At 59.3% G+C, this 16,008-nt stretch carries 16 protein-coding genes; 7 read left to right on the forward strand and 9 right to left on the reverse strand.

The genetic code is table 11. From position 1 onward, the window contains the following. Entirely contained in the window at positions 1–660 is a 660-nt protein-coding gene (locus tag OO25_RS20105) for a YjbF family lipoprotein (RefSeq protein WP_040182421.1), read from the reverse strand. Continuing rightward, a complete protein-coding gene (locus OO25_RS20110; RefSeq protein WP_082035377.1) occupies positions 657–2,786 on the reverse strand; it encodes a YjbH domain-containing protein in 2,130 nt (709 codons plus the stop codon). Before OO25_RS20110 ends, OO25_RS20105 begins: the two co-directional genes overlap by 4 nt. Before the next feature lie 127 nt (positions 2,787–2,913). Between OO25_RS20110 and OO25_RS20115 the strand changes: the two genes are divergently transcribed. Together OO25_RS20115 and OO25_RS20120 are read left to right on the forward strand one after the other, a co-directional pair. Next, entirely contained in the window at positions 2,914–3,642 is a 729-nt protein-coding gene (locus tag OO25_RS20115) for a metallophosphoesterase (RefSeq protein ID WP_040182423.1), read from the forward strand. Between the two features lie 141 nt (positions 3,643–3,783). Continuing rightward, positions 3,784–4,437 carry a Rho termination factor N-terminal domain-containing protein gene (locus OO25_RS20120; protein WP_040182424.1) on the forward strand — a complete coding sequence of 218 codons (654 nt, stop codon included), beginning with the start codon at positions 3,784–3,786 and terminating at the stop codon, positions 4,435–4,437. Positions 4,438–4,553: 116 nt separating this feature from the next. Here the strand turns inward: OO25_RS20120 and OO25_RS20125 are convergent, their stop codons facing one another. The 5 genes from OO25_RS20125 to OO25_RS20145 form a co-directional block, all read right to left on the reverse strand. Continuing rightward, entirely contained in the window at positions 4,554–5,603 is a 1,050-nt protein-coding gene (locus tag OO25_RS20125; protein WP_040182505.1) for a DUF418 domain-containing protein, read from the reverse strand. A 137-nt stretch (positions 5,604–5,740) separates the two neighbouring features. Beyond that, the gene (locus OO25_RS20130) at positions 5,741–6,889 is read right to left on the reverse strand and encodes a lytic murein transglycosylase (protein WP_040182507.1); all 1,149 of its coding nucleotides are present in this window, start codon (positions 6,887–6,889) and stop codon (positions 5,741–5,743) included. Positions 6,890–7,000: 111 nt separating this feature from the next. Next, the gene (locus tag OO25_RS23295; protein ID WP_242407084.1) at positions 7,001–7,534 is read right to left on the reverse strand and encodes an ATP-dependent Clp protease proteolytic subunit; all 534 of its coding nucleotides are present in this window, start codon (positions 7,532–7,534) and stop codon (positions 7,001–7,003) included. Between the two features lie 277 nt (positions 7,535–7,811). Further along, complete coding sequence (locus OO25_RS20140; protein ID WP_052465734.1) at positions 7,812–9,164, reverse strand: hypothetical protein; 1,353 nt, start codon at positions 9,162–9,164, stop codon at positions 7,812–7,814. 104 nt (positions 9,165–9,268) lie between these two features. Beyond that, positions 9,269–9,742: an MgtC/SapB family protein gene (locus OO25_RS20145; protein WP_241770517.1), complete on the reverse strand. Its 474-nt coding sequence runs from the start codon at positions 9,740–9,742 to the stop codon at positions 9,269–9,271. Between the two features lie 242 nt (positions 9,743–9,984). Here OO25_RS20145 and OO25_RS20150 point away from each other — a divergent pair, with 242 nt between their 5' ends. The 5 genes from OO25_RS20150 to OO25_RS20170 are packed head-to-tail and all read left to right on the forward strand — an operon-like array spanning position 9,985 to position 13,797. Further along, positions 9,985–10,860: an STAS domain-containing protein gene (locus tag OO25_RS20150; RefSeq protein ID WP_040182425.1), complete on the forward strand. Its 876-nt coding sequence runs from the start codon at positions 9,985–9,987 to the stop codon at positions 10,858–10,860. A 1-nt stretch (position 10,861) separates the two neighbouring features. Then, positions 10,862–11,224, forward strand: a complete 363-nt coding sequence (locus OO25_RS20155; RefSeq protein WP_040169797.1) for an STAS domain-containing protein — start codon at positions 10,862–10,864, stop codon at positions 11,222–11,224. Then, the gene (locus OO25_RS20160; RefSeq protein ID WP_040169799.1) at positions 11,221–11,628 is read left to right on the forward strand and encodes an ATP-binding protein; all 408 of its coding nucleotides are present in this window, start codon (positions 11,221–11,223) and stop codon (positions 11,626–11,628) included. The genes OO25_RS20155 and OO25_RS20160 overlap by 4 nt, the downstream gene beginning before the upstream one ends. After that, positions 11,625–12,638, forward strand: coding sequence for an ATP-binding protein (locus OO25_RS20165; RefSeq protein ID WP_040169802.1), 1,014 nt, complete (start codon positions 11,625–11,627; stop codon positions 12,636–12,638). Before OO25_RS20160 ends, OO25_RS20165 begins: the two co-directional genes overlap by 4 nt. Positions 12,639–12,642: 4 nt before the next feature. Further along, positions 12,643–13,797 carry a sensor histidine kinase gene (locus OO25_RS20170; protein ID WP_242407085.1) on the forward strand — a complete coding sequence of 385 codons (1,155 nt, stop codon included), beginning with the start codon at positions 12,643–12,645 and terminating at the stop codon, positions 13,795–13,797. Here the strand turns inward: OO25_RS20170 and OO25_RS20175 are convergent. Then, positions 13,789–14,916, reverse strand: coding sequence for an amidohydrolase (locus OO25_RS20175; RefSeq protein ID WP_040182426.1), 1,128 nt, complete (start codon positions 14,914–14,916; stop codon positions 13,789–13,791). The two genes, OO25_RS20170 and OO25_RS20175, sit on opposite strands and share 9 nt — an antisense overlap. After that, positions 14,909–15,934, reverse strand: coding sequence for a pyridoxal-phosphate dependent enzyme (locus OO25_RS20180; RefSeq protein ID WP_040182427.1), 1,026 nt, complete (start codon positions 15,932–15,934; stop codon positions 14,909–14,911). The genes OO25_RS20175 and OO25_RS20180 overlap by 8 nt, the downstream gene beginning before the upstream one ends. Positions 15,935–16,008: the final 74 nt, after the last annotated feature.

The raw sequence follows: 16,008 nt of genomic DNA on the forward strand, positions 1-16,008 counted from the left end.
TCATGGTGTCACCTGCAGCCGTGTTGTTACTGTACCAAGATAAGGTCCGGTCCACTGGCGGCTCTGGATGAGCCTGTTGTCGGTTGCTCGTAGCCAATAGAGGTTCAGGAAACTCTGGTCCGGGTTGATGCAGCTCTCGGCGATCAGGCGGGTGGCGATTTCTTGGCCGGCAACGGTCAGCGTGCGGTTGCCTCGATCCCTGATGTCGCAGTGGTAAGTTCGGGTCTCAGTCTCGTCATTGCCGGTCAGATAGCTGTGAAATCGCTCTGCCGGACCTTCTGCATGTGCAAAAATACGACCACGAGACTGCTTGAGGTCCACAGCCATCAGGCCCGCGCCGAAACCACGGGTTGCGCGCAGCAGCCCCTTGTCCGTTTGCAGGCTCGCACCGTCGGAGGACAGCCATGTAACCAGCCCGGCGCGGCGGGTTTCCTGCAGCATTACACCGCTTCTTCCGGTCTTGAGAAAGCGGACCTGCATCTGCTCGGCACCCGCGTTGGCCAGCATGGCGGCGCGCGCGGTGGTCTGGTCAGAAAGCCCTCGTGTCAGCTGCTCTGCCGTCAGGACCTCGCGTTCATCATTCGTGCAGGCCGCAGTGCTCAGGCAGGCGAGGGCTGCGATGGCACTGGTGACCAAGTGGAGGCGTCGCGCGATCATCATCTGCTGTAACGCCCCCATTGTGCCGCAAGCGCCCGTCCACGGCTGTCTCTGACCTTGTCATAAAGGCGTGTCTGTACGTTCAGGCGGGCACCGCCGTCCCGCAGGACCGGGCGGATGACCTGTGTGATGCTGCGACGGGAGGGTTTTCCGGTGAGCCAGGCAACCGGCACCTCAACACGAATGCCCTTGTCAAAGGAGCCCTCGCCAAATTCTTCGTAGGAGGCGTCTGTCAGCGTTGCAAATGCGCCGACTTTGAAGCCGTTGTTGAACTCCCGATCAACGGTAACCGTGGTGCCCCAGTCGCCGGCAAGATACCGGCCCATATCGACCTGAACATGATAGTCGCCGCGAGTTTTGTAGTAGACGGAGGCATGGCCGGTCATGACGTCATAGTCCTGAAACTCGAACTGAGCGTCAAAATCGCGCTGTCTGGCATAGTTCAGCTCCGCTCCAAGTGCGAGGCTGCTGCCAACCGGAAACCAGAGCAGCTCTGCTGAGATGCCGCCGAACATCTGCTCAAGGTAGCCTGCGGTGACGCGGGCAAACAGATCCTGACCGGGCCGCCAGCTATAGTCAGCGGTCAGATGGCTGAGGCGCAGGTCGGATTCTGATGCATAGCGTGCCCAGTCCGAACGAATCCGGGGCAAAACTGAGTTCGACGGGCGGGCCGAGGCATCAAGGTTGCCGACCACTGGCTGACGCAGCTTACCGGCAAAGGTCCAGCCGGGCGCAGGCTGGTAGCTGGCTTTCAGCTCCGCGCCGATCTCATAGCGCAGCGGCTCATCCGGATCAAAGAAGGAAAGTTGCGTATAGGGCCCAAAGCGATAGGTGAAGCGGGGAAAGGCAGCAACATCCTCATCCACAGCGATGCGGTCCGGGGCATCTTCGATCTCAGCGCGGGCGAGGCTGCGCCACGCTTCATCCAGATACCCCTCCAGCTCGTAGAGGTCGCTGCGCTGGCTTTTGATGCGGGTTGTGGGCAGTCCGTTCTCAGCTAGCGTCACCTCAAAATGCTGCAAATGGGGCGGCAGAGTATTGGCCATGACGCGGGTTGTGCGCCCAACCGCTTGCGCCGCCGCGCCGTAGCGCAAATTCTCCACAGTGATGCGCGCGCTGGACCCTTCGCGTTCAAAACTGATCAGCCGAAGGCCCTCCGCCTCCAGCTGGGATTTCAGCACATCGTTCAGGCGGGGAGGTTGTGGTTCATCAGGCCCGCCCTGGGCGAGGTTCCAACTCGCCACTGCCACCTGTTCGGCTGGTTTCAGCGCGGGCGCTGCTGCGCCCTGACCACCGGGTGTCGCGGCGCGGCGCGGGTCAAACGCATAGCTCAGCTGCACGGCAAACGCAGAACCATTCAGATATGACCCGCCCAGGGTCACGCCATTGTCGAACTGATAGGATGCCCCGATATTGAAGGGGGAGCGAACATCGCTCAGCCCGCGCTGAGCCTCTGCAGAATAGGTGTCGGAGGAATATTCCGCCATCACAGACCATTGCGGGGTCACATCCCAGCGCAGCCCACCGAAGAGGGCAGCATCGCCCCGGAACCAATTGCCGAAATCCAGCTGGCCTGTGGTCGATATGCCACCGGCATTTGAATCTTGACGGGTATCAAACCGCCCGTTCAGTGCGGTCAGCGGATTGCGCTGCCCACCGCGTCCGGCCAGCCGCCCCCATCCGATCCCGCCAGTAACGATGACATCGGGCGTCACGTGTTTTGTTGCGACAAGATATTCACTGGCATAAACGCCGGTGCCCCCGAAATCGCGCAGGCCAAGGGCAATGGCAGGCCCCGCAGCGGTTTCCCGGCGCAGCTGAAAGTGAACATCAAAGCTGCGGTCATAGCGGCTGAGACCCACCCCGGAATCGAAGTCCCGCAGAAAACTGTAGCGGAAGCTGCCGTAGACATTCGGCAACATTTGAAACATCAGGGTATTGCGGCTGGTGTTCTCAAAGTTCGAGGTGGTCAGCGCCAGTGTTCCATCCGGCAGAACCTCAGCAGTTGGCATATCGACCAACCCCGGGGTGCCATAGGTCGACAGCGTTTGGGCTGGTGCACGGATTGCACCCAGCGGGCCGCTGAGCGTGCTCAGACAGCCAATCAGAAGAATTGCGTGTACCCGCATTCCCACCCAGCCTCGTCGTGCCCACCTTTTTTGGTGGTGCTTCTTCACACTGCGCCCAACCCCGCCTAACACTAAACCCGCAGATTTGCCGGTTGAAACAGCGTCAGGCCCCCAGGGAGCAGCGATTATGTTCAAAAAGTTAATTACCGGAGTTCAGGGAAAATCGCAAGATTTCGTAGCTCTCAACCCAGAGCTGCGCTTTTACGTGATCGGAGATATCCATGGCTGTGATGACCTGCTGGCCAAACTTCTGGGGCAACTTAATCCTGAGCTGCCGGTGGTTTGTCTTGGCGACTATATCGACCGGGGAGAGCAGAGCGCGAAGGTTTTGCGGCGGCTGATGGCACGGCCTGATATTGTAGCCCTGACCGGCAATCATGAGGCGATGCTGCTGGATTTTCTGGCGGACCCAATCCCGAACGCGGAGATCTGGCTGCGCAATGGCGGATTGCAGACGCTGGCGAGCTTTGGTGTGGGTGGGGTTTCGGAACAATCCTCTGCAGCTGACCTTGAGAGCGCGGCGCAGACGCTGCGCGCGGTGATGGGTGCCGAGATGATTGCGTGGCTGGAGACCCTGCCGGCCTGCTGCCAATCTGGCAACGTCTTCATGGCCCATGCCGGTGCCGATCCCGAGGCACCATTGACGGCTCAGTTTCGGCAGGCGCTGGTATGGGGCCACCCTGATACGCGCCGCCTACGTCGTGAGGATGGTATCTGGGTCGTGCACGGCCACTGGATCGTGAACGAGCCGACCGTCGCCGAGGGGCGGATCGCATTGGATACTGGCGCATTCGCCACCGGCCGTCTGACAGCGGCAGAGATTGATCGCGGCGAGGTTACGTTTATCTCGACGTGAAATGGATCTTCTCAGGTCGGGGAACGGAAAGCCGCTTGGCGCGTTTCTCATCAAACCTGCATGGTCGGTGGGGCGAGGGTGGCGGACGCTTTTCCTGGTCGGGCGGATTGCTGATTGCAACAGCATCAGGAGGAGCGATTGATGACAACAGCCAAGAAGAATGACCCTGAGCTTTGGCAGGAGGTCAAGGAAGAGATCACGCAAAGCGATAAGGGCGGTGAGCCGGGCGAATGGTCCGCCCGAAAGGCCCAGCTGGCTGTGCAGATGTACAAGCGACGCGGCGGGACCTATGCAGATGACGGCCCCGATCAGGGCGAGACCGACCTCAACCAATGGAGTGAAGAGGATTGGGGCACAAAATCTGGCGCCAAAAGTAGCGATACCGGCGAGCGCTACCTGCCCAAGGACGTCCGGATGGTTCTGACCGAAGATGAATACCAGCGCTCAACCGCGAAAAAACAGAGCGATACGCAGGATGGCAGTGAGCAGTTTTCCGATCAGCCTGACGACGTCCAAGACAAAGTTGCGCAGATGAAGGAGAGCGGCCCGACCTATGATATGCTGTACGAGCGGGCGCAGGATTTGGAGATCGACGGGCGATCTGAGATGTCCAAGGAAGATCTGCTGAAGGCGATCCGTCAATCAACCGATGACAATGGTCGTGCCAAGGGCAGTGAGGCCGCTCTGAATGCAAAAACCAAATCCGAATTGTACCAACACGCACAGGATCGCGATATTCCCGGCCGCTCGGACATGACCAAATTTGAACTGGTTGATGCCTTGGCCAAGACCTGACTGGGTCTAATCAAAGTCGTTTCTAGTGATGAGGATTGTACTAAGATCCTCATCCTTCTTGCAGCCACAGGTGCGCGGGATGTGTGTCTATCTGGTACCGCGCAGAATACGAACCGTCACCCCGCCAGCTTGCGCATGGCCATTTCGATCGGGCCGGTTTTGGCAAATCGTGACCAGAGCCACGCATACCCGGTCGCACAGATGCAGAACAGGAGGGCTGCCGAGACGGCCGTCTCAGGCGTCTGACCTTCCAACATGTTCATTTCTTCCAGAATACCCATGCCGATGAGAATATGCGCAATATAAAGCGTCAGGGTCTGGCGGCCCGCGGGGGCCAATGCCTGCACGACGCCGAGCCGTTGCAGCGTCGGCGTGAACACCAGGCATCCACCGATCACGATAGCGGCGGCGGAGAGCCCGGCGATCATGTAGAACGGCATTGGCGGGATTGGCAGTGTTGTCGCCAAGTCTGCCAGTTCAGGATCAATCTGCTGAAGACTTTGAACCGCGATTGCGCTGGTTGCTTCGGTCACCGTGTAAATCACCGCGCCGACGAGGATAAGGCCGATCTGAAATCTTCGGCTCTGCAATGGCATTCGAGACAAGACGATACCGGCAAGAAGAAATGCAAGCCAGGGTACAACAGGGTGCCAGCCATTGAACAGAAGATGGCGCAAAAACCCCGTTATCGTCCAGAGGTCTGCATAGGTATAAAGCTCCCAATCCCAGCCGCTGTCGTAGTTGAAGATCAATAGCATCACTGGAAATATCAGGATCAGTATGGTTGTGAGGGATGCAAGCACCCGTGTCGACGCTCTCAGCAGGACAGCCGCGCACATGAAATAGACGGCATAGTAATGCAGGATATCAGCGTCAAAGATCAGCATGTTGATCATCCCGAGGCCCATCAGGAAAGCAGCGCGCCGTACCGTCGTTGCAGCGATGCTTCCGGTTGACCGGTCTGACGCAAGGCCCAGCCCAATCCCGGCCAGAACGACAAAACATGCGGCCGCGCGTCCTTCAAGAGCGGTGCTGAGAAACGCCACAACACCCGTGCCGCCCTCGGCCCCCATGGCGATCTTGAAGTTGACAATGACCATTCCGACAAATGCGAAATAGCGTGCAAGGTCCAGGCCTTGCAGACGGGGTGCGGGTGTGGAGGTCATAATGATTCCAAAATGAATGAACGTACGTTCACTATATGAGGTGCGCACGTCCCAGTTCAAGGCGCCAAAGGCACCGCGCATGTGTCTACCGCTGACGTTGGTCACGTAGACCCGGCGAGCTTGATTTCGGTGCTTGCTTAGCCCAATGCGCCGAGCAGGGCTTGCGATGGAGTCCCGGTGGCAGGCAGGCCACGGCTTTGCTGATAGGCGCGGATGGCGTTTTCGCTGTTTGGTCCGATAACGCCATCAGCACCGCCAGTGTCAAAGCCCTTCGCGGTCAGGCGTTTCTGCAGCAGGATACGATCATCCTTGGTCAGCCCATTTGCGTCTGGTGGAAAGCTGCTGCGCAGGGGGCCGGCCCCACCGATACGATCCGCGAGATGGCCAACCCCGATCGCATAGGCGTCAGAGTTGTTATAGCGCTTGATGGCGCGGAAATTGCTCGTGACGGCAAACTTCGGACCGCCTGCCTGGGGTTGAATGAGTGTTCCGCCGGGGGCGGCTGTTCCGCTCACCTCTTGACCCCAGCGCAGCCCGCGGGTCCAGCCGTTGCGAGCCAGATAGGCGGCGGTTGAGGCGAGAGCGTCGCTGGGATCTTCGGACCAGATATCGCGACGACCATCGCCGGTAAAATCAACGGCAAAGGCCTGATAGGACGTGGGGATGAACTGGGTATGCCCCATCGCACCAGCCCAGCTGCCTGTCATGCGTGCGGCGGAGATATCGCCATTCTGCAGGATTCTAAGGGCAGCTATCAGCTGTTTCTCAAAAAAGGCGCCCCGCCGACCGTCAAAAGCGAGGGTTGATGTGGCGGAGATGACCGGCACGTCGCCCCGACGCTCTCCGAAAAAGCTCTCAAGACCCCAGATCGCAGTGATGGTTTCGGCATCAACACCATAGGTCTGCTCAAGCGCGTTGAGAGTGCCGCGATGGCGGGCATAGGCCGCGCGCCCTTTGCTGACGCGTTCGTCGGAAGCGGCAATAGAGAGGTAATCCTCAAGGCTGCGTTTGAACTCTGTCTGGTTGCGGTCGCGTTTGATCACACCCGGCAGGTAGCCTGCGCCACGAAACGCGGCATTGAGAGTGCCGTTGCTGATCCCGGCGGCGCTTGCGCGTTGGCGAAACCCGGCAACCCAAGCATCATAGGCCGCGTTGGGCACCGGGCGCAGATCGGCCGGTAGCCCGCCGACAGAGGGCAGTGTCGATGTGTTGGTTGCCCCTTCGCTGCAGGCCCCGAGGCCAAGCGCCATCAGTCCGAATCCGAAGCTGCGTCGTGAAATGCTCATCTGCCTGCCTGCCATTTGTTTTTGTCACTACAATCCTATCGGATCACTGCGGTGCTGCAAGGCTTTGGCTGGCGATTATTCGCCTGTCATGACGGAGAGGCGTCAGCGCGCCTACTCTGGATCACCGTCCGTGGTGGTGAGGCGATAGGTGCTCCGCTCGGCGGGCGTCAGGAGGTAGATTTCATCGGATGGGGTCATCAGCGCAGGTTGCATCATCAGCGGATCAACGCCCATTTCCTGAAGATAGCTCATGACCTCACCCTGACCGCGCTGGATCTGCTCTACGGCGACAAAGGCGGGCAGCACCGTATTTTGGCCGAAATAATGCTGATGTACGCCGATCATGGCGTCTGCATCTGCAATTCTGCTGACCCCGGCGGCCAAAATATAGGGGCACGCGGACAGGCAGATGTCACTGGCACTCATCACAGTGTTCATATCTCGTGCGCGCAGGGCGCGACCAATGGTCAAAGCGTCAGAGACGGAGCCGCCCGGGCTGTTGAGGTAGGCTCGTGACGGCAGGGTTTCCAGCGTCTCCAGATAGTCGTTAAAGCGCGTCGCGTCGCCCTCGGCGATCCGGCCAGTCAGGGTCAACACGGTTTCGCCCTGCCACTGAGGTGTGGCGAAGGTCAGCCTGTCGGGCATATTCTCAGTGCTGGGCAATGGTCGGCTGCCAGGGGAAGGCGGGCGATCTGGCAGCTGTGTGGGAGTGTATCGCCTGGTCTGATCGCCAGGACCAATTGGTGCTGTCAGCTCCGGGGCGGTAGAGGGCCAAGCCAGTTGCGGGATAAGCTTTGCAAGATCCGTTCCGAGCAGGACAGCCGCAAACCCGAGTTGCGCCGCAAATACCCATCGCAACACGCGCCAGGTATCTGGCCTTTTTCGACGGCGCGCGACAGCTATCGGCTGGGGGTCGTCGCGATCAATCGGCACGGCGTTTATTGTCCAGACTGGCGATATCCGGCGGCTGACTCCCGGGTGCGGGCGGGGTTGCGGCGAAGGGGCCCGCGCGTTCCAGAGACGTGTCAATGTCCCGGATGGCGGCCACGGCGGCGCGCAGCTCTGCTAGCGTCATTGTGTCCTCGGTGGCGGCCCCTTCACGGCCGGCACGGATTGCCGCTTGAGTAATGGCGACAATCAACACCAGCACCGCCGGCAGGAGGTCAATCGCAATGGCGCCTGCCCAAGAGGGTACGAAATTACCCGCGTAGAGAATAACGGCATCCGCAGCAGAGACAGGAGTGTAGGTGGTATCACGTGGCGGGGTCATGCTCAGAACCGCGCTGGCCGCAGCGCCAAGCCCATCTGCGCGTTGCGCCAGAACACGGCGAACGCTGTCGATTGTGGCCTGCTGCCCCTGTCGGGTGGCCGCATCAGAACCGTCCAGTTCTGGTGTAACGACACTGTCGGAAAGGTCGCGCGCGGCCCTTTGGACCAGTGGGGCGACCGACAGTTGGCGCAGCTGGGTGATGACATTGGCAAGGCGCACAGCCTCTTCTGAAAAGAGGACTGACCGCTGGGCGACCGGACCTTGTTCGACTGTGAGCGCCCGCATGCGTGACAGGATGGCGTTGCCCTCATCGAAGGCTGCCTCTACCAAGGGTTGCTGGCTGGTGATCTGCGTTTCCAGCGCCGCCAACTCATCCGATTTCTGGCGTAGCAATCGGAATACTGCGCCCTGACCGGCGAAACCGGATAATTGACCGGTCGCCTCCTGTTCGGAGAGATCAACAAAGGTTTGGCGCACCCGCGCCACATCCCGCGCCAGGCTCTGGCCGCTCTGGGTGATTTCATCTGCCCGTTCCAATGCGGTCTGATAATCCTGTACAGTCACGGCCAGATGTTGCTCAACAGCTGCGGCTCCTGCCAAGGCTGCGGCATTTAGCCAGGATGACATTGCGATAATCGCAACCGAGCCTAGCGCCATCGACAGCACAAGACCGATACGCGCAGCGGCTGTCCGTACGGTTGGCACAAGGCGCATCATATAAGACCAGAATACAAAAATTCCGACGGATACGGCCACCGAATAGGCCAAGGCTGCAATCACCGAGAATGCGCCGGTGTCATCCAAAAGAGATGAGACGCCAAGATAGGTGTAGATCCCCGAAGCGACGGCCAGGACGCCAAGCGCAGTGCCTGTGATGCTATCAAGCCAGCTGAGGTGGTCCTCCAGATCGCGGGCGTTCTGCGCGGCGCGAGCTTCGCTCCGACTCAACCCGGTGGCGGATCCGGTTGCACGATCTGAGTGCTGGCCGCTGGGTTCCGTGGTCATGTGCGATGCTCCTTGTTGCTGGGTCCAAGATATGACGCAGAGGGGCAGATGCAATCGCTGCTGTCGCAGCGCTGGTGAATTGCCGCTCGAGTTACGTAGGTGAGTCAATCGCCGCCATCAGACGCGTCCCGGCCCTTGTCGAGATCTGGCTTGTGTTGTTGTGCCCAATCAACGATGGCGAGGATCAAAAATGCCAGCACCGACACCGTGGTCGCTTCAGCTAGGAAGCCAAATCCCACAGCAATGCCAACCACGCCGACGACCCAAATGGCCGCACCGCTGCCAACCCCCCGCAGCCTGCCGGTTTCGGTTGTAGACATGATCGCCCCGGCACCCAAGAACCCGATTCCACCCACAATACCCTGTATTGTCCGGGATGGATCGACGGCGGCAGTCCCGTTCTGCGTCGCAGCGGCAATATTGAGGGTTAGCATTGTCAGAGCAGCGCACCCAAGGCAAATCAACATGTAGGCGCGTGCGCCCAGTGGCTTCTTTTTGATTTCGCGGTCGAGACCGATCAGCAGGCCCAGTGCGACGGCGAGGCAGCACCGAAGTAGAAAACTGTCGTAGGCGACCATGGTAGCAGTCTGTGATGCGGACATCGTTGACCTTTCCAAGTGAGCAACCGAAATGCGCGGATACTGTCGCGATACGGCCATTGCACCCTATCCTTGCAAGAACGAAGGAAAATTTCCACCTCTCTATCCATGTATTAAAACTCTCTGTTTACACTCGGGGCTGCAGAGCGCTATCAAAACACTCACTCCACAGAGCACTCCGGCGCACCCTACGTCGGATCTCCAGCCGAAATGAGGTAGAGATGTCCGAAACCGCCACTGAAACTGTGCTCACGATTTTGCAGAATGATTTCGAGGAGATCATCGACGCCTGGATTTCTACCCAGAGCGACGAAGGCGTGCAGCGGACGGATCTTTTCAGCCACAAAGAAGGCCGCGAGCAAACAAGCGTGCTGGTGCGCGCATTGATCGTCGGCATCGAGAAAGGTGCTACCGGCGACCGGTTCGATCTGTCGAGCGACGCCTGGGCGGAGTTGCGCAGCGTGTTGGTCGATGTCACTAAGGAGCGCAGTTCGCGTGGTGTAAGCCCCAGCGATATGGCGTCCTTTGTGTTGGCGCTGAAGGCGCCGGTGTTCTATCGTCTCAAAGACAAACTGGCAAAATACCCGACCAACCTGGTTGAGGAGATCTGGTTCTTCAGTCGGGTGATCGATGCCTTTGCGGTTTACTGTACGGAGGTCTTTATCGCCGAACGGGACCGCATTATCGAACAGCAGCGTGACCAGATGCAGGAGCTGTCCACACCGGTGGTTGAACTGTGGGACAAGGTACTGACCCTGCCCCTCATCGGCACGATGGACTCAGCACGCGCGCAAGAGGTGATGGAAAACCTGTTGGAAACCATTCTGCGCCGTCAGGCAGAGGTGGTTATCGTCGACTTGACCGGCGTGCAGACCGTGGACACCCAGGTGGCCCAGCATATGCTGCGGATGGCTGCAGCTGTGCGCTTGATGGGCGCGCAATGTATTATCAGTGGTATCAGCCCGACCATTGCGCAGACTATGGTGCAATTGGGCGTGGATGTTGGGGAAGTAACGACCCGGTCTACCATCCGCAGTGGGCTGGCGGATGCGCTGAACCGTGTAGGGTATGAGATTACCAGAAAGAAGGATCGCTGACATGTCCAGCGCGTCGGCCATCTACTTTGTCGAAGGCGTTCTGTTGGTTGCAATTCAAGAAGACATTTCCGACACTGATATCTTGGATTTGCAGGAGGCTCTCTCCGAGCGTGTGATGGACGAAGCTGCGCGCGCGGTGGTCATGGACATCAGTGCGTTGGAAATTGTCGACACTTTTGTGGGCCGTATCTTGGCGCAGCTGGCCAGTATGTCCAAGCTATTGGATGCCCAGACATACGTGGTTGGCATGCGTCCGGCGGTGGCAATGACTCTGGTGGAATTGGGCATGGATTTGCCTGAGAGCAAAACGGCGCTCAGCCTGACACACGCGTTGCGCGATCTGCGCGGCGAGAGCCGGGGATGATACCCACTGATGGCGTTCTGATCGGTATTTACGCGCTGATTGGGGATCGCGACGTCATTCAGGTGCGCCGAGTTGCCGGTCGCGAAATGGATCACCGCGGAGCGCGTACTGTTCAAAAAACCCGGTTTGTCACTGCAGTCAGTGAAATCGCCAGAAATGTGGTGATGCATGGTGGCGGAGGCGAAGCGCGTATCTATATGCACAGTGAACCGTCCGCGATCAGTGTGGTCTGTGTCGACAATGGGCCCGGGATTGCGGATCTGGACGCAGCGTTCAGCGATGGATTCAGCACTGCGGGCAGCATGGGGCGTGGCCTTGGTGGTGCGAGACGGCTGAGCGATGCATTGGACGTTGAGACCGAAGAAGGCAAAGGAACACGCGTAACAATGATGGCCCGGATATGACCCATTGGTTGCCCCTTTCAGATCCCAGCGACATCTCCGTCTGTCGCCGAAACGCGCGCCAGCTTGCGCAGGCCGCGGGGTTTTCGCGTCCCCGGACCGAAGAGATCGCCATCGTTGTCAGCGAGGCGGCGACCAATGTTCTGCGATATGCCAAACGGGGCCGTTGCCTGTTGCAACAAATGCCCGGCATCGGTGGTCCGCGTTTGGCGATGGTCGTCGTCGATCAGGGTCCGGGGATTGATACACTCGACAAAATGATGCGGGACGGGAGCAGCAGCGAAGGTTCGGCGGGGCTGGGTCTGGGTGCGATGCAACGGTTGTCGGACCAGTTCGACATCTATTCAAACCGTGATGAAGGCACAGTCGTTGCCTGTGAATTCCAGCTACGCCCATACCGGCCAGCCGCAGTGGACGTCGCGGGTCTTTTAGTGACGCACCCTGGGGAAACCCGCTGTGGTGATGCTTGGGATATGACCTGTGTGGCATCCAACACCGCCTCGGGTGGCAGACTGGATCTGATCCTCTGCGACGGGCTTGGCCATGGTCATCGGGCGGCCGACGCTGCAGAACGGGTTCTTAAGGCCTTTGGGCAAATGCGGGGGCGCACCCCTGCCGCGGCCTTGGCAGATATTTCGGATGATATCGCTGATACTCGCGGAGCTGTTGCGGCCTGTGTCGCGGTGGCTTCGGATGGGCGGCGCTTATCTTATGCCTCGGTTGGCAATATCGCTACGATCCGCGCACGGCTCGGCGAGACAAAGCGATTTGCGACGCGAGATGGCCATCTCGGAGGAGGAGTGCGTTCTCCATTTTCAGATGAGATCAGTCTCCAGCCTGGCGATACGGTGATTTTGCACAGTGATGGGCTTCTCACGTTGCGTGACCTTCACGAGAAGCCCGCTCTGCTGATGCGTTCGGCACTGTTAATTGCAGGAAAACTTATGGCCGAGAATTTCAGGGGACGCGATGACGCCAGTCTTGCCGTCATAAAAATTGCGAAAGAGATATAATTCCGTGTCCACCGCCTTGATTACATTGAAGATTGATACAGAACAGGATGTTCTGAGGCTACGATTCATCGCGATGGCGATCACCAAATCATTGCAATTCGGGACATTTTCGCAGACGCGGGCGGTAACGGCGCTACTTGAAGCGGCTCGAAATGCCCAACAGCATGCTGCAGTGGGGCGGGCTCGGTTGAGCTTGCAGGAGCATGGGAAGAAGGTGGCTCTGCGTGCCATTATCACGGATCAGGGGCCGGGTGTTGAGGGGCTCGAGGACATACTGCGGGGACGCAGAGGTGGGACGGGTCCGGGGTTGGGGCTAGGGTTACGTGGGCTGTCACGCCTTTCGGATCATCACGCGATACGCAGCGGGCCAGAGGGCACGGAAATCGAACTTCTGTTCCTGAGCCCGGTAAAAAGCGATGAGATGATCGCCTCTGTTCAGGCCGCGACTGATGCTATCAGCAAGATCCGCGATGCCGATCCTGTTGCTGAACTTGCAGAACAGAACCGGGTGCTGCTTGAGGCGTTGACGGAACGGGATCTCCTGATGAAAGAGGTTCATCATCGGACGGGCAATAACCTGGCGCTGATCGGCGCGCTGATCCGGATGAGCCGGAGAGGGGCCGAGGCACCGGAAACCGTCTCGGTGTTGTCGGACCTGGAGGCGCGGGTCCAATCGGTGATCCGCGTGCACGAACAATTGCAGCGTTCTGCGCGGGTCGATCATCTGCAGGCAGTGCCTTTCCTGCAGGAGGTCGCGTCCAATGCGGAGGGGGCTTTCAACTCCGACAGTCTCAACGTGACGGTGTCGGTACGTGGTGACGACATTGAAATCCCCAGCTCTATGGCGATTGATCTGGGCCTTATTACGGGTGAGCTGCTGACAAACGCCTACAAGCACGCCTTTGTCGGGCGTGAGCAGGGAAATATTCTGGTTGAGCTGACCGAACAGGATGATGCATTGCGACTGGTGATCGCGGATGACGGGCGCGGCCTGGCCGAGGGGGATGCCCGGCCTGAGCGGTCAGGTTCTCTCGGCTGGCGTATGATCCGCAGCATGGTCGGAAAATATGCAGGCACCACTGAGGTGGATGGCTCCAATGGTATGCGGGTGCAGTTCACTCTGCCATTTGCCCGCGAACAGGCCGACAGATCAGCCTGATCTGGCCAAGGCGCACCAGTACGCAATGCCATGTTCGATGGCGCTGTCGTTGAAATCATACCCTGGATTGTGCAGCGGCATAGCATGGGCGCCGTCAGTGCCATTGCCCATCAAGACAAATGCGCCCGGCCGGTGCTGCAGGAAGGCCGCAAAATCCTCTGAAAACCCCACACGCCCGTACTGCGCATCAATGCTGCCAGCGGATTCTGCTGCAGCAACGGCCAATGTGGTTGCACCCGCGTCATTTACCAATGGTTGGAATGATGTTGAATAGGACACCTCGCAGCGGGCGCCTTGTGCGGCACAGATGCCACTGGCGATGTCGCGCATACGCTGTTCGATCGTGTTGGAGACATGGGCCTCAAATCCCCGACAGTCTCCGGAAATAAATACGTTGGTAGCCAGTATGTTGCGCGCACCATCGGTTTCGAAATCCGTTATTGAAACGACGCAATGATCCCGTGCTGACACCGAGCGCGATGTGATTGTCTGTAGTTGGGTGACGATCGCAGCGCCTGTCACGATTGGGTCAATGGCTTTCTCCGGCATGGAGGCATGGCCGCCCCGCCCTGTGATGCGGATCTCGAAATTATCCTCAAAGGCACAGAAAGCGCCGGTCTCAGTCGCGAAGTGACCAAGCGGCATCCCCGGCATATTGTGAAGGCCATAAATCCGGGTGATATCAAAGCGATCAAACAGTCCATCGGCAATCATCGCCGCAGCGCCCGTGCCGTTTTCTTCATCCGGTTGAAAGAGAAAATGAACGGTTTGATTGAAATCTGGATCCTGCGCCAGACGCAGGGCAGCCCCCAGAAGCATGGTGCTGTGCCCATCGTGACCGCAGCCATGGAACCGGCCGGGATGGCGGGAGCGATAGGGGAGGTTGGTGGCTTCCTCAATCGGCAGCGCGTCCATATCGGCGCGCAGCGCGACCCCGGCGGTAGACTGACCCCGGGTCAGGGTGGCCAAGAGCCCCGTACCACCAATTCCGCGGGTCACCGTCAGCCCGGCCTGTTCCAGCTCTTTAGCAATGGCATCTGCGGTACGCGCGAGGTCAAAACCTGTTTCCGGATGCGCGTGTAAATCACGCCGAAAGGCGACGAGATCCAGCTCAGGCATCGTCAACGCCCCCCTCTGAGAGGATCACCAGTGGCCGCATGTCAGGAGATGTGCCCGCCTCCAGATCCTGTACCAAAGCCGCCAACCCGGCAGCGCCGGATGGGGTGCTGGCAATCCCGAGCGTGGCTGAGACCTCGACTCCTCTGAGCGCCGCTGTATCAGAGATGGTCACGTATCGGTTGGCTGCCTTGGACAGTATTTCGTAGGCGAGCAGTGAGGGTGTCTTGCAATCCAGACGCCCCATATTGGAGACCGGGCCGTCTACTGTCACCATTTCACCCGCGCGTGCACTATGCTGAAGGCAAGGCGCGGCGTCGGGTTCAACCACGATGATTTCGGGCTGAACCGCCCAATTGGTGCGGATCATATAGGCCATCGCACCAGCCAGCCCACCGACACCAGCCTGCAGATAGACATGGGTCGGCCATTGGCCCGAGCTTGCGAAACTGTCGCGCATTTCCTGCGCGATCACCGTGTAGCCTTCCATCACCAGACGAGGGGGCTCCGTGTAGCCGGGCCAGGACCCATCGGCTAGGTGAACAGCGCCGCTTTCCTCAGCGTCCTTGATGGCGGCGGCGATGCTCTCCTCATAGGTGGCACCGGAGCGGACGACCTCTGAGCCCTTGGCGCGCAGCCGCTGGACAAAATCCTTAGGGACGGTATCGGCGAGATGGATCCTGCAAGCCGCCCCAAAAAGCCGCGCTCCGGCGGCAACGGCCATGCCATGGTTCCCTGCACTCGCACAGACGAAGGTCACATGTGATGCCGCCGCCCGCCCGGCGTCACTGGTGAGATCATTTTCCGTCAGCCCGGTTTCACGCATCAGCAATTCGGCGACGGCGTAGACACCCCCCATCGCCTTGAAGGCGCCAAGGCCCATCCGATCGGTTTCATCCTTGATCCAGACCTGGTGGCCAACCACCTCATGCAAGGCCAGTGGTGAGGGGCGATACGCGGGGCAGGCCTGCAGCATCTGCTGTGGTTTCGCGGGGTCGAGCGTGACATTGATCTTGTTCATTCCGACAGTCTAGGCAAGAGTATTGCTGTGTTCTGGTCAATATTAGGCCACATGCGAAAAAATATTGCATACTG

It is taken from the genome of Phaeobacter sp. S60, from assembly GCF_000826845.1.
In the GTDB taxonomy this organism is placed as follows: Bacteria; Pseudomonadota; Alphaproteobacteria; order Rhodobacterales; family Rhodobacteraceae; genus Phaeobacter; species Phaeobacter piscinae.